The sequence below is a fragment of the Bosea vestrisii genome (genome assembly GCF_030144325.1).
GTDB classification, from domain to species: domain Bacteria; phylum Pseudomonadota; class Alphaproteobacteria; order Rhizobiales; family Beijerinckiaceae; genus Allobosea; species Allobosea vestrisii_A.
Genome location: NZ_CP126307.1, coordinates 5,725,714 through 5,739,212, shown reverse-complemented (window position 1 = coordinate 5,739,212; position 13,499 = coordinate 5,725,714). Strand labels below are relative to the sequence as shown.

Below are 13,499 nucleotides of genomic sequence, written 5' to 3'. Positions count from 1 at the left end.
GCCAGGACCAAAGCATGTTTCGCTTCGCCCATTTCTTCATCGACCGGCCGATCTTCGCGACCGTGCTCTCGGTGCTGCTGACGATCGCCGGCGCCATCACCCTGCGCACGCTGCCGATCGCGGAATATCCCGAGATCGCGCCGCCGACCGTCACGATCACCGCCAACTATCCGGGCGCCTCGGCGGAGGTCGTCGCCTCGACGGTCGCCGCGCCGATCGAGCAGGAAGTCAACGGCGTCGACGACATGCTCTACATCTCGTCGCAGTCGACCGGCGACGGGCGCGTGACGATCAACGTCGTCTTCAAGGCCGGCACCGACGTCGACCAGGCCCAGGTTCTGGTGCAGAACCGCGTCTCGGCCGCCGAGCCGCGCCTGCCGCAGGAGGTGCGCACGCTCGGCCTGCAGGTCCGCAAGGCCTCGCCGGACTTCCTGATGGTCATCCACATGCTGTCGCCCGACGGCTCGCGTGACCAGCAATACGTCTCGAACTACACGACGCTCAACGTCAAGGACGTGCTGACCCGCGTCGAGGGCGTCGGCGACGTCCAGGTCTTCGGCGCGCGCGACTATTCGATGCGCGTCTGGCTCGATCCGGCCAAGGTCGCGGCCCGCAACCTGACCGCAGGCGACGTCGTCGCCTCGATCCGCGCCGCGAACATCCAGGTCGCGGCCGGCGCGATCAACCAGCCGCCGGCGACGTCGGACGGGGCCTTCCAGCTCTCGGTCAACACGCTCGGTCGCCTGACCAGCATCGACGAGTTCTACAACATCGTGGTCCGTTCGGATGCGGATGGCGGCACGATCCGCGTCCGCGACGTCGCCCGTGTCGAGCTCGGCGCGCAGGACTACCTCTCCAATTCCTATCTCGACAACAAGGAAGCCGTCGCGATCGGTGTCTTCCAGCGCCCGGGCACCAACGCGCTCGCGGCCTCGGAAGCCCTCATCAAGACGATGCAGGAGCTGTCGAAGAACTTCCCGGCGGGCGTCGAGCACACCATCGTCTACAACCCGACGGAGTTCATCAGGGAATCCGTCTCGGCCGTGGTCACGACGCTGCTCGAGGCGATCGTCCTCGTCGTAATCGTCGTGATCCTGTTCCTGCAGACCTGGCGGGCTGCGATCATCCCGATCATCGCGATCCCGGTCTCGCTGGTCGGCACCTTCCTGGTGATGAGCGCGGTCGGAATCTCCTTCAACACGATCTCGCTGCTGGCGCTGGTGCTGGCGATCGGTATCGTCGTCGACGACGCCATCGTCGTCGTCGAGAACGTCGAGCGCTATCTGGCGCAAGGGATGAGCGCGGTCGACGCCGCGCACAAGACCATGGACGAGGTCGGTGGGGCGCTGCTCGCGATCGCGCTGGTGCTCTGCGCCGTGTTCATCCCGACGGCCTTCATCACCGGTCTGCAGGGTACGTTCTACCAGCAGTTCGCAGTCACGATCGCAGCCTCGACGGCGATCTCGTGCTTCGTCTCGCTGACCCTGTCGCCGGCCCTGGCGGCGATCCTGTTGAAGCCGCACAGCCATGAGGAGCCGAAGGGTTTCCTCGCCACCCTCAGCGCGCCGCTGCGCTGGTTCTTCAAATACTTCAACAAGGCCTTCGACTGGCTCTCGCGCGCTTATGGCGCGTTGACGTCGCGCCTGATCCGCTTCGGCGTCGTGATGCTGCTGATCTATGCCGCGTTGATCGCGGTCGCCGGCAATCGCCTGGCTGCGATTCCGACCGGACTGGTGCCACAGCTCGACCGCGGCTACTTCATCGCCGTCTTCCAGTTGCCGCCAGGCTCATCGTTGCCGCGGACCGATGCGGTGATCCGCAAGGCGACCGATGTGCTGCTGTCGCGGCCGGGCGTCGCCCATGCCGTCGCCTTCGCCGGCCTCGACGGCGCGACCTTCACGTTGGCGCCCAATGCCGGCGTCGCCTTCGTCACCCTCACCGACTTCAAGGAACGGGCCAAGGCCGGCCTGACCACGCAGGGCATCCTCAACGACCTGCGCACGCAGTTGTTCTCGATCGGCGAGGCCTTCGCGCTGATCATCGAGCCCCCAGCGGTCCCCGGCATCGGCAATGGCGGCGGTCTCAAGGGCTACGTCCAGGATCGCGGTGGCAAGGGCCTCGCAGCGCTGGAAGGCGCGACCTGGGCCGTGGCTGGAACCGCCGGGCAGTCTCCCGGCATCCAGCAGCCCTTCACGCTGTTCTCGACCAAGACGCCGCAGATCTACGCCGATATCGACCGCACCAAGGCTGAAATGCTCGGCGTCCCGGTGACGCGCGTGTTCGAGACGCTGTCGATCTATATGGGTTCGGCCTATGTCAACGACTTCAACATCCTCGGCCGCACCTTCCGCGTGACGGCGCAGGCCGACAATCCCCAGCGGCTCGACATCCGCGACGTCGCCGACCTGAAGACGCGCAATGCCGATGGCGAGATGGTGCCGATCGGCTCGGTCGCGACCTTCTCCGACACGACCGGCGCCTATCGTGTGCCGCGCTACAATCTCTATCCGGCGGCCGAAGTGCAAATGTCGATGGCGCGCGGCTACTCGACCGGCCAGGGAATCGCGGCGGTGGAGAAGATCGCAGCCCAGGTGCTGCCGGCCGGCTTCGGCTTCGAATGGACCGAGATCGCGCTGCAGGAGAAGCTCGCGGGCAATACCGCGATCATCGCCTTTGGCCTCGCCGTCATCTTCGTCTTCCTGCTGCTGGCGGCGCTGTACGAGAGCTGGACCTTGCCGCTCGCCGTCATCCTGATCGTGCCGATGTGTATCCTCGCGGCGATGATCGGCGTCGGTTACAAGGACTTCGACCGCAACGTGCTGGTCGATATCGGCCTCGTCGTGCTCGTCGGCCTCGCAGCGAAGAACGCGATCCTGATCGTCGAGTTCGCCAAGCAGGCCGAGGACGAGGGCATGAGCCGGCGTGATGCCGCGATCGCCGCGGCCAAGACGCGGTTGCGGCCGATCCTGATGACCTCGCTCGCCTTCATCCTGGGTGTGTTGCCGCTGACGATCTCGATCGGCGCCGGCGCGGAGATGCGCCAGGTGCTCGGCGTTGCGGTGTTCTCGGGCATGATCGGCGTCACCGCCTTCGGCCTGCTGTTCACCCCGGTGTTCTACGTCGTGGTGCGCTGGCTCGCCTCGCTCGGCGGCAAGAAAAAGCCGGTGGAACCGAAGCAGGCCACGCCGCAAGCGCACTAAGCCGAAATTTGAGCAATGATGATGACCCTCACCATCCTGATCGGCGTGGTGGGGGTCATCGCTTGTTTCGGTGGCTACAAGGTCTGGATAGAGCAACAGCGCCTGCGCCGGGCTGAGTTCATCCGGCGCTATCCTTGGCCACGCGGTCTGCTCGACAAGCTCGCCGCCCATCATAAGGGTTTCACGCGCAAGGAAACCGCTCTGGTTTCCGAGGGCCTGCGGCAGTTCTTCCTGGCCTATCTCAACTCGGGACTGCGCGAAGTCGCGATGCCTTCCCAGGTCGCCGACGACCTCTGGCACGAGTTCATCCTCTACACGCGCAACTATGGCCGGTTCTGCGAGGGAGCCTTCGGGCGCTTCCTGCATCACACGCCGGCGGTCGCGTTGCGGGAGGGCGCGCCTCGCGACAACTCGGCCCTGCGCCGCGTCTGGTGGCAGTGCTGCCAGGGCGAAAACATCGACCCGGAGCGGCCGACCCGGCTGCCGCTGCTCTTCGCCCTCGATGCCAAGCTCAAGATTGCCGACGGCTTCGTCTACGTGCCGGATTGCGAGGAGCTGCGCCGCAACGGTGATCGCGGTACCCAATGCGCGGGTGACCTGTCGCGCCGCTCCTCGGACTCCGGCTGCAGTGGCGGCAGTAGCAACGGTTGCAGCGGCGGGAGTGACTCCGACAGCGGCGGAGGCGATGGCGGCGGTTGCGGCGGAGGTGGCGGCGACTGAGTCGCGGCTCAATTCTGCTTGATCTTCGAGCCCTTGATCACGACGTCGGAGCTCGCTGTCGCATTGATCTTGCCACTCGCCCGGATCGTCACGTCCTTGCCCTTGAGATCGACCGAGCCGTCCTTCTTCAGGTTGAGCTCGGCCGACCCGGCATCGAGCAGGATGCTGTCAGCAGCCTTCACCACCAGCGCCTTGCCGCTGGCGATCTCGAAATCCTTGCTGCTGTCGAGATCGATGCTGACCGACGCTGCGACCTCGAAGGCGCGCGTCGCCAGGCTGATCTCGCGGTTGGCATTCATGGCGAGCGCAGTGCCTGCGATGAGGCTGATCCCCGTGCCGGCCGTCGTCCGCATGCCGGCGCCGACATTGACGACATAGGCCGAGCCGACCGCCGTCCGGAAATTGCTTCCGACCGTCAGCGCCATTTCGGCTCCGACATTGATCGTGAAAGTGCCACCGACGGTGATCGACAGCCCGGCCGGGGCCGTGATCGCGACCGTACCGCCACGCCCGACATTAACCGCCTGCAACAAGGCTGCGAGTTGCGCTTCGAGCGCGGCGATGCGCCGGTTCAAGGCCTCGACTTCCGGCGTCGCCATGAGCCCGTCCCCCTTCAATTTCGCGCAGCCGACACAATCTATCACGAACTGCGGCGGCTCGCGGCGCCACTATCCTTTTGCGCAACGCAACCAATCCGGCTCCATCGGCGTATCAGAGCATTGCACCGAGAAGGCCCGATTGAGTGACCGCACGCCCTGCCCTGCTCTGGTTCCGCGACGATCTGCGCCTGTCCGATAACCCAGCACTGAGAGCGGCGATCGAATATGGCCCGCTCATCTGCCTCTACATCTTCGACACGTCGGCAGACCGCCGGCCGATCGGCGCCGCCGCCTGCTGGTGGCTGTCACGCTCTCTGGCGGCACTGTCCGAGGCTATCGCGGCGAGGGGCGGCGAGCTGCTTATCCTGCATGGCGATCCAGCCCAGCTGCTGCCGTACATCGTGCAAGAAGCCGATATTGGCTTCGTCGCCTGGAACCGCCGCTATGGCGGCGCCGCGATCGCACTCGACAAGTCGTTGAAGGCGAAACTCACGGACACCAGGGTCGAGGTCGAGAGCTTCAACGCCAACCTGCTCAACGAGCCCTGGCAGGTCGCGACCAAGGCGGACGGCCCGTTCAAGGTCTTCACGCCCTACTGGCGTGTCGTTCGCGAACGCGGCGAGCCCTCGGCGCCGCTCCCTGCTCCGGCCAAGCTGAGTAAAGCAAGGCTACCGGCGGCGCTGCGCGAGCGGGCTCTCACGGTCGCAGATCTCGCTTTGGAGCCGACCGCGCCCGACTGGGCCGGCGGATTGCGCGAAGCCTGGACACCGGGCGAGGCCGGAGCGCAGGAGCGGCTCTCTACCTTCCTCGACGAAGCGATCGCCGGCTATCACGACGGGCGCGACCGGCCAGACAAGCTCTCGACCTCGCGGCTATCGCCGCATCTGCGCTTCGGCGAGATCAGCCCGCGCCAGATCTGGCATGCGACCAAGGTGGCGCTGGAGACGGGCAATACGCCCGGCTCGGCTGCCGACTCCGAGAAGTTCTTCAGCGAGCTGGGCTGGCGCGAGTTCTCCTACCACCTTCTGTTCCACAATCCGGACCTCGCGACGGCCAATTTCAACCGCCGCTTCGACGCGATGTCCTGGGACAAGGATGAAGCCGCGCTGACGGCCTGGCAGAAGGGGCTGACCGGCTATCCGATCGTCGATGCCGGCCTACGCGAGCTCTGGCAGACCGGCTGGATGCACAACCGCGTCCGGATGATCACGGCCTCCTTCCTCATCAAGCATCTGCTGACCGACTGGCGCGTCGGCGAGGCCTGGTTCTGGGACACGCTGGTCGATGCCGATCCGGCGAACAATCCGGCGAGCTGGCAATGGGTCGCCGGTTCCGGCGCAGATGCCGCCCCCTATTTCCGCGTCTTCAACCCGGTGACGCAGGGCGAGAAATTCGATCCGAAGGGCATTTACGTCCGGCGCTTCATCCCCGAACTGGCTGAACTCGACGACAAGTTCATCCATCGCCCTTGGGAGGCGCCGGAAAGCGCGTTGAAGCAGGCCGGGATCGTGCTCGACCAGAACTATCCAAAACCGATCATCGCGCTCGACTTCGGCCGCCGCCGGCGCGCCCTCGACGCCTTCTCCACACTCCGGTCCAAATAGCTGCCATGACATCGCTTCCCGCTTCTGCCGCCTTCGTCACGCGCGCCTCGCTTGCCGCCGATCTCGCCAAGATCGGCCTCGTGCCGGGCGATGCGGTCATGGTCCACGCCGCCGTCAGCAAGGTCGGCCGCCTGCTCGACGGTCCCGACACCATCATTGCTGCGCTCTCCGATGCAGTAGGCCCCGAGGGCACCGTCCTCGCCTATGCCGATTGGGAAGCGCGCTACGAGGACGTGGTCGATGAGGACGGCCGCGTGCCGCCGGAATGGCGCGACCACATCCCTCCATTCGATCCGCAGCGCTCGCGCGCGATCCGCGACAATGGCGTGCTGCCGGAGTTCCTGCGGACGACGCCCGGTGCGCTCCGCGGCGGCAATCCCGGCGCCTCGCTCGTCGCACTCGGAGCAAAGGCCGACTGGTTCACCGCCAACCACCCGCTCGACTACGGTTATGGCGCGGGCTCGCCGCTGGCGAAGCTGGTCGAGGCCGGCGGCAAGGTGCTGATGCTCGGCGCGCCGCTCGACACGCTGACCCTGCTGCACCATGCCGAGCATCTGGCTGACATCCCCGGCAAGCGCATCCGGCGGATCGAGGTGCCGTTCGCGACGCCGGCCGGCACGCAATGGCGCATGATCGAGGAGTTCGATACCGGCGATCCGATCGTCGCAGGGCTGGCCGAGGACTATTTCGCAGAGATCGTGACCGAGTTCCTCGCCGGCGGCCAGGGCAGGCAGGGGCTGATCGGCGCGGCTCCATCCGTGCTGGTCGATGCGGCGGCGATCACCGCCTACGGCATGAACTGGCTCGAAGCGCAGTTCGGATCACGCTCGCCTTGATTCTGAACGCCATCGCCCAAGCTGTTGGGTACGGAGTCTTCTCCACCTAAACCGCGCCGTCGCGCCGGCCGCCGCGGTGCTCGCCGGCCAGCTTGCGCACCGCCCAGAAATAGGCCGGGTATGGCAGCAGCCGCAGCGCCTTCATCAGCCAGGCCAGGCGACGGGGAAGCTGATCTCGAAGCCGCCTCCGGCGAAGCCGTCGACGATGCGCGCGGCAGCCTCGTCGAGGGACACCATGAACGGCATCGGAAAGCTGTTGCGCTGGGTCATCGCCGTATCGACGAAGCCGGGATTGACCAATTGCAGGCGGATGCCCTGCCGCTCGCAATCGAATCTCAGCGCCTCGCAAAGATGGATCGCAGCCGCCTTGGAGGCTCCGTAAGCCGCAGCGCCAGGCAGACCGCGATAGCCCGCCAGCGACGCATTGACCGCAATCTGGCCCTTGCCTCGCGCTGCCATGCGCTCGGCGACAGCAGCCGCGCCACGCACGACGCCGATGAAATTGACCGCAAAAACCTGCTCGAATGCTGTGACATCGATCAGACCCGGCCCGTTGCGGGGAGCGATACCTGCATTGAGGAAGGCGAGCGCGATCGGCCCGTGCACGCTCTCGATGCCCTCGACCACAGCCGCCATCGCCATCGGATCGGCGACATCGCCGCAATGGGCGACGATCCGCCCCGGCAGTCCGTCCGCGCTCAGAGCCAGTGCTTCAAGCTTGTCGAGCCGCCGCGCCGTCGCAGCGACCGTCCAGCCGCGCCGCACCAGCTCCAGGGCCACCGCCGCGCCGATACCGGAGCTCGCCCCGGTCACCCAGGCGACGCCGTCCTGCGGTTGCATGCGCGGCATGGTCATATCGCGAGCGGTCTCCATGCCATGGCAATCCTGCGCCGGACCCTAGTGATGCGAAGCCTTCAGCGGAAGCCCCGCCGGCAGCGTCCCCGCGTGGCTTACCGCCATCTTTTCCGGACCGACCTCGCCTGCGATAAGCTGTCTAGACGAAGGAGATCGCGATGCCGACCGAATTGCTGTTCCGAGCCGACGCCTATCTGGCCGAGACGCCCGCCACCGTCGTCGCGATCAACGAGCGCGGCGGCATCGAGCTCGACCGGACCGTATTCTACGCTACCGGCGGTGGCCAGCCGGGCGATGCCGGCGTCCTCGTCCGCAATGACGGATCCGAGATCGTCATCGGCACCGCGATCTACAATCCCGAGGACAAGAGCCGCATCCTGCATGTCCCGCTCGACGGCCAGGCGGCGCCTGCCGTCGGCGAGACCCTGCTCGCCGGGCTCGACTGGGAGCGCCGGCTGAAGCGCATGCGCATCCACACCGCGCTGCACCTGCTCAGCGTCGTCCTGCCCTATCCCGTCACCGGCGGCGCGATCGGCGACGGCGACGGAAGACTCGATTTCGACATTCCCGAAGGCGGGCTCGACAAGGCCGAGCTGACCGAGAAGCTCAATGCGCTCGTGGCGAAGAACGCGGCGATCACCGAAAGCTGGATCACCGACGAAGAGCTCGACGCCAATCCCGGCCTGGTCAAGACCATGTCGGTCAAGCCGCCACGCGGCTCCGGCCGGGTCCGGCTGGTCTCGATCGAGGGCATCGACCTGCAACCCTGCGGCGGCACGCATGTGCGCAATACCTCGGAGATCGGCGCGGTCGTGGTCACCGATGTCGAGAAGAAGGGCAAGCAGAACCGGCGCGTGCGCATCGCGCTCGCTTGAACATTCCGTCATAACATCCTGAAAACAGACTCTTCCGAGGACGCGCGCATGGCCCGCAACGACATCTTCGTCTCCACGCAATGGTTGGCCGAGCGGCTCGACGCGCCGGATATCGTCGTGGTCGATGGCTCCTATTATCTGCCGGCCCAGCAGCGTGACGCAGCGGCCGAATATGCGCAGCAGCGCATCCCGGGCGCGGTGCGTTTCGACATCGATGCGGTCAAGGACAAGAGCTCGGATCTACCGCACATGCTGCCGCGGCCGGACGCCTTCGCCGCTGCCGTCGGCGCCATGGGCATAGGCGACGGCATGCGCATCGTCGTCTATGACGGGCTTGGCCTGTTCTCGGCACCGCGGGTGCGCTGGACCTTCCAGACCTTCGGCGCCAAGGACGTGGTCATCCTCGAAGGTGGCCTGCCGCAATGGCTGGCGGAGGGCCGGCCGGTCGAGGACGGCGCGCCAAAACCGCGCAAGCCGCGCAGCTTCACCGCCAGGCTCGACCATTCCGCCGTCGCCGACATCAACGATGTGGCGCGTGCCCTGGAGAGCGGCGCGATCCAGGTGATCGATTCCCGCCCGGCCGACCGTTTCCGCGGCGAAGCGCCCGAGCCGCGCCCTGGACTGCGCTCCGGCCATATGCCGGGCTCGCTCAGCCTGCCCTCCTCGACGCTGGTGGCCGATGGCAAGCTCAAGGAGCCGGAGGCGCTCGCCGCGGCCTTCCGCGAAGCCGGCGTCGACATCGACAAGCCGCTGCTGACGAGCTGCGGCTCGGGTGTCTCTGCGGTGATCCTGTCGACGGCGCTGGAGCTGCTCGGCAAGCCGGCGCGCGCCGTCTATGACGGCTCCTGGGCCGAATGGGGCGCGAGCGAGCGCCCGGTGGCAACCGGGCCGGCGAAGCCCTGAAGGTTTAGAACACCGACCAGCCGGTGCGCTCGACCAGGCGTTCGAGCGCAAGCGCGCCGACATGCGACGTACCAGCGGCATTGAGGCCGGGCGACCAGACCGCGATCGCCGCCTGCTTCGGCACGATGGCGAGGATGCCGCCGCCGACGCCGCTTTTGCCGGGCAGGCCGACCTTGAAGGCGAATTCCCCCGAGGCGTCGTAATGGCCGCAGGTCATCATCAGCGCCTTGACGCGGCGTGCCCGCGCCGGACGGCAGACCACATCGCCAGTAAACGGATCGACGCCGTCGCCGGCGAGGAACAGGCCGGCGCGGGCAAGCTGGGCGCAGCTCAGCTTGAGCGCGCATTGATGGAAATAGACGTCGAGCACCTCGGCGACCGGGTTCTTCAGATTGCCGAAGGCGCGGATGAAGTTGGCGAGGCTGGCATTGCGGAAGCCGGTCTGCGCCTCCGATCCCGCCACCTCCTCGTCGATTGAGACCGTGCGGTCGCCCGAGCGCTCGCGCAGGAAGGCGAGGATTTCGGCCGCGGTCTTCTTCGGCGTCCGGCCCGTCAGCAGCGTATCGGTGACGACGAGCGCCCCGGCATTGATGAACGGATTGCGCGGCACGCCGCGCTCCTGTTCGAGCTGGACGATCGAGTTGAAGGGCGAGCCGGACGGCTCGCGCCCGACCCTGTGCCAGAGACGGGCGCCGACCCGCTCCAGCGCCAGCGTCAGCGTGAAGACCTTGGAGATGCTCTGGATCGAGAACGGGACATTGGCGTCGCCTGCCTGCGCATGCTCGCCGGAGCAGGTGACGACGGCGAGCCCGAAACGGCGCGGATCGACCCGCGACAATGCCGGGATGTAGTCGGCCACCTTGCCGCCGCCGATATGGTCGGCGATGTCAGCATGAACGGCCGCGACGATGTCCGACAGGTTGCGCAATGTCCGAACTCCGCCACGTCCCAGCCGATAACCGGTCGACCTTGGCATTCGCCCATCCGTGCCGCAATCGCGTCGTCTGGAGCTTGGCAAACTCGGTACCCCCTGCGCATGCTGCGCCCGCGCTGGGGAACCAATTATGACTTATTGCCTCGGGATCCTTTTGCCGTCGGGCCTGATCCTCGCCTCGGATTCTCGCTCCAGCGCCGGCGTCGACCAGATCGCGGTGGTAAAGAAGCTCGCTCTGTTCGAAGTGCCGAACGAGCGCGTGATCGCGATCCTTTCGGCCGGGAACCTGGCGACGACGCAGGCCGTGATCACCATGATCCGGCAATACACCAAGCATAAGCAGGACCTTTCGACCGGCGTGGAGAACCGCGACATCCTGGCGGCGCGCACCATGTTCGACGTGGCCCAGATCGTCGGCGGCGTGCTGCGCGAGGTGCTGCGCGCCAACCGCGCCTTCGTCGAACCCTATGGCGACCCGAACGGCTCCTTCATCGTCGCCGGCCAGATCGCCGGCGAACCGCACCGTCTCTTTCAGGTCTACTCGGCCGGCAACTTCGTCGAAGCCTCGGGGCGCACCCAGTTCCTGCAGCTCGGAGAGACCAAATACGGCAAGCCGATCCTCGACCGGGCACTGCAGGAGGCGAGCGGGCTCGACGAGGCGGCCAAGCTCGCTTTGCTCTCCTTCGATGCCACCGTCCGCTCTAATCTCTCGGTCGCGCCACCGATCGATCTGCTGCGCTACGAGGCTGACAGCTTCTCGACCCGGCACCTCGCCAAATACGACAGCAACCACCCCTATTGGGCCGACATGCGCCAGCGCTATAGCGACGGGCTGACGGCGCTGGTGGCGAGCCTGCCGGCACCGGATTTCCCTACCTGACTACTGCAGCAGCGTGATCATCGCGGTATAGCCACGGCGGCGGGCATGCTCGAGCGGCGTGACGCCGTCGCGATCGGCGAGGTCGCGGCGCGCGCCCGCAGCGACCAGCGCCCTCACCGTCTCGACATGGCGTGGCCCGCCATCGCCGAGGATCACTGCCTCGATCAGGGCGGTCCAGCCGAGATTGTTGACATGATCGAGCGGCGCGCCGGCGGTGACCAACTCGCGGACTACGCCGTCATGGCCGAGATGGGCCGCCGCGATCAGCGCCGTGCCGCGATAGGGGCTGGTGATTGCGCGTGCGTCGCCGCCGATGGCGAGCGCAATGCGCATGGTTTCCAGATCGTCGGCGACGGCAGCGATCGTGATCGCATCATAGGATTGGCCGTCGAGAGCGCGGGGATCTGCTCCCGCCTTTGCGAGCTCGCGCATCGCTTCGCGCTGGCGGGCATGAGCTGCGACGTGCAGCGCGGTGCGACCTCCGCCGTCCAGGGCTTCGAGTCGGTTGCCGGCTGCAACTGCGTGCCGGAGGGCCGCAAGGTCGCCGCGATGAGCCGCAAGATGCAGCGCATCATAGGCCGCGATCTCGGCCGGCGATGGCGGAATTTGGGCTTCAGCAACAGGACACAGGCTGAAGCTCCCGACGATGAGGAGGCTCCGAAACGCGTTTCGGCAAACGTTCGCCCCGCGTCGTTTCGTCCCAGGCATCGGCGTTTACCCACCGTTTTCGCGCGATCGGCGCGATTAAATGCAATTTGCTCAAAATAGGGTCAGCTTTGCTGTCCCTTCCCTCTTGCAGGCCGTCCCGAGCCGCCCTACTTCCTGTGCACCGCAGCAGCGATGTTGCGGCGCCCTCCTTGGGCGTTTCCTCCCTAGACTTGGGCCTGCGCTTCGGCGTGGGCCTTTTTCTTTGCGCGGAAGGCTACGCAGCCGGCATCGGCTGCGCAACCTGAAGCCCGGCGCTCAGTCGATCGCGATCATCACGTCGGACGCCTTCACCACGGCATAGGCTGTCTGCCCGACTGCGAGCTTGAGCTCGTCGACCGCGGCATTGGTGATCGCCGAGGTGACGACGGTGCCGCCGATATCGAGCTTCACATGGGCGGTGGTCGCGCCCTTGACGATCTCGACGATGGTGCCCTTGAGCTGGTTGCGGGCGGAAATCTTCATGCTGGTCTCCTCGATCTGACAAGCTTGCGAGCCAGCTCTTGCCGGACTCGACCTTTGGTCACTCACCGTTATATTCGGCTGCACATAGCGACAGCAACCGCAGCGAGGACCGTCACATGCCATCGAACCGCCGCCATGTTCTCGGTTTCACCGCCGTGCTGCTGATCGGCGTCACCTCCTTCACCGGCCCGGCCTTCGCCCAGGGCAAGGAACTGGTGATCTTCGCCGCCGCGAGCCTGAAGAACGCGCTCGACGAGGCCGCGGCCAACTGGGTCAAGGAAAGCGGCAAGCCGGCGCCGAAAATCTCCTATGCGGCAAGCAACGCGCTGGCGAAGCAGCTCGAAAGCGGTGCGCCGGCCGATCTCTTCCTCTCGGCCGATCTCGACTGGATGGACTACGCCCAGCAGAAAAACCTGATTATCAAGGAGAGCCGCGTAAGCCTGCTCGCCAACCGGATCGCGCTGATCGCCCCCGCCGATGCCACGACCACAGTGATGCTGGCGCCAGGGGTCGACCTCTCCGCCGCGCTCGGCTCAAGCCGGCTCGCCATGGGCAATGTCGATTCGGTGCCGGCCGGCAAATACGGCAAGGCGGCGCTGGAGAAGCTGGGCGGCTGGGACAAGGTCAAGGACAAGATCGCGCAGAGCGACAATGTCCGCGCCGCGCTGCTCCTGGTCTCGCGCGGCGAGGCGCCGCTCGGCATCGTCTACACCACCGACGCCGCCGCCGACCCGAAGGTCAAGGTGATCGCAACCTTCCCTGAGGACACCCACCCGCCGATCATCTACCCGGTCGCCATCACCAAGGATTCCGCCAATCCCGATGCGCAGGGCTTCCTCACCTATCTGCGCGGCAACGGCGCCAAGGCCAGCTTCGAGAAGCAGGGCTTCACGGTCCTGAACAAGCCCGCCTCGTCCTCCTGA

The 13,499-nt window shown here is 66.4% G+C and carries 13 protein-coding genes; 8 read left to right on the top strand and 5 right to left on the bottom strand.

What is annotated here, in order from left to right:
• Window positions 1-14: 14 nt before the first annotated feature.
• A complete protein-coding gene (locus QO058_RS28345; RefSeq protein ID WP_284169563.1) occupies window positions 15-3,200 on the top strand; it encodes an efflux RND transporter permease subunit in 3,186 nt (1,061 codons plus the stop codon).
• A gap of 21 nt (window positions 3,201-3,221) precedes the next feature.
• Window positions 3,222-3,920 (top strand): glycine-rich domain-containing protein, encoded by a 699-nt coding sequence (locus tag QO058_RS28340; protein WP_284169561.1) that lies wholly within the window; start codon window positions 3,222-3,224, stop codon window positions 3,918-3,920.
• 8 nt (window positions 3,921-3,928) lie between these two features.
• Here QO058_RS28340 and QO058_RS28335 read toward each other — a convergent pair whose 3' ends face one another.
• Window positions 3,929-4,519 carry a DUF2345 domain-containing protein gene (locus QO058_RS28335; RefSeq protein WP_284169559.1) on the bottom strand — a complete coding sequence of 197 codons (591 nt, stop codon included), beginning with the start codon at window positions 4,517-4,519 and terminating at the stop codon, window positions 3,929-3,931.
• A 143-nt stretch (window positions 4,520-4,662) separates the two neighbouring features.
• On the opposite strand from QO058_RS28335, the gene QO058_RS28330 reads away from it, so the two are divergent.
• Both QO058_RS28330 and aac(3) read left to right on the top strand, forming a co-directional pair.
• Window positions 4,663-6,123 carry a cryptochrome/photolyase family protein gene (locus tag QO058_RS28330; RefSeq protein WP_284169558.1) on the top strand — a complete coding sequence of 487 codons (1,461 nt, stop codon included), beginning with the start codon at window positions 4,663-4,665 and terminating at the stop codon, window positions 6,121-6,123.
• 5 nt (window positions 6,124-6,128) lie between these two features.
• Window positions 6,129-6,959 (top strand): aminoglycoside 3-N-acetyltransferase, encoded by an 831-nt coding sequence (gene aac(3) / locus QO058_RS28325; RefSeq protein ID WP_284169557.1) that lies wholly within the window; start codon window positions 6,129-6,131, stop codon window positions 6,957-6,959.
• A 144-nt stretch (window positions 6,960-7,103) separates the two neighbouring features.
• Here the strand turns inward: aac(3) and QO058_RS28320 are convergent, their stop codons facing one another.
• A complete protein-coding gene (locus QO058_RS28320) occupies window positions 7,104-7,832 on the bottom strand; it encodes an SDR family NAD(P)-dependent oxidoreductase (RefSeq protein ID WP_284169556.1) in 729 nt (242 codons plus the stop codon).
• Window positions 7,833-7,972: 140 nt separating this feature from the next.
• Here QO058_RS28320 and QO058_RS28315 point away from each other — a divergent pair, with 140 nt between their 5' ends.
• Together QO058_RS28315 and sseA are read left to right on the top strand one after the other, a co-directional pair.
• On the top strand, window positions 7,973-8,689 hold the full coding sequence (locus tag QO058_RS28315) for an alanyl-tRNA editing protein (protein WP_284169555.1): 717 nt from the start codon (window positions 7,973-7,975) through the stop codon (window positions 8,687-8,689).
• A gap of 48 nt (window positions 8,690-8,737) precedes the next feature.
• A complete protein-coding gene (gene sseA / locus QO058_RS28310; RefSeq protein WP_284169553.1) occupies window positions 8,738-9,592 on the top strand; it encodes a 3-mercaptopyruvate sulfurtransferase in 855 nt (284 codons plus the stop codon).
• A 4-nt stretch (window positions 9,593-9,596) separates the two neighbouring features.
• On the opposite strand, the gene QO058_RS28305 is transcribed toward sseA, so the two are convergent.
• Window positions 9,597-10,520: a glutaminase gene (locus tag QO058_RS28305; protein WP_284173050.1), complete on the bottom strand. Its 924-nt coding sequence runs from the start codon at window positions 10,518-10,520 to the stop codon at window positions 9,597-9,599.
• Between the two features lie 136 nt (window positions 10,521-10,656).
• On the opposite strand from QO058_RS28305, the gene QO058_RS28300 reads away from it, so the two are divergent.
• Complete coding sequence (locus tag QO058_RS28300) at window positions 10,657-11,406, top strand: proteasome-type protease (protein WP_284169551.1); 750 nt, start codon at window positions 10,657-10,659, stop codon at window positions 11,404-11,406.
• On the opposite strand, the gene QO058_RS28295 is transcribed toward QO058_RS28300, so the two are convergent.
• Window positions 11,407-12,114 (bottom strand): ankyrin repeat domain-containing protein, encoded by a 708-nt coding sequence (locus QO058_RS28295; RefSeq protein ID WP_284169549.1) that lies wholly within the window; start codon window positions 12,112-12,114, stop codon window positions 11,407-11,409.
• A 255-nt stretch (window positions 12,115-12,369) separates the two neighbouring features.
• Window positions 12,370-12,576 carry a TOBE domain-containing protein gene (locus QO058_RS28290; RefSeq protein ID WP_284169548.1) on the bottom strand — a complete coding sequence of 69 codons (207 nt, stop codon included), beginning with the start codon at window positions 12,574-12,576 and terminating at the stop codon, window positions 12,370-12,372.
• 116 nt (window positions 12,577-12,692) lie between these two features.
• Between QO058_RS28290 and modA the strand changes: the two genes are divergently transcribed.
• A complete protein-coding gene (gene modA, locus QO058_RS28285) occupies window positions 12,693-13,499 on the top strand; it encodes a molybdate ABC transporter substrate-binding protein (protein WP_284169547.1) in 807 nt (268 codons plus the stop codon).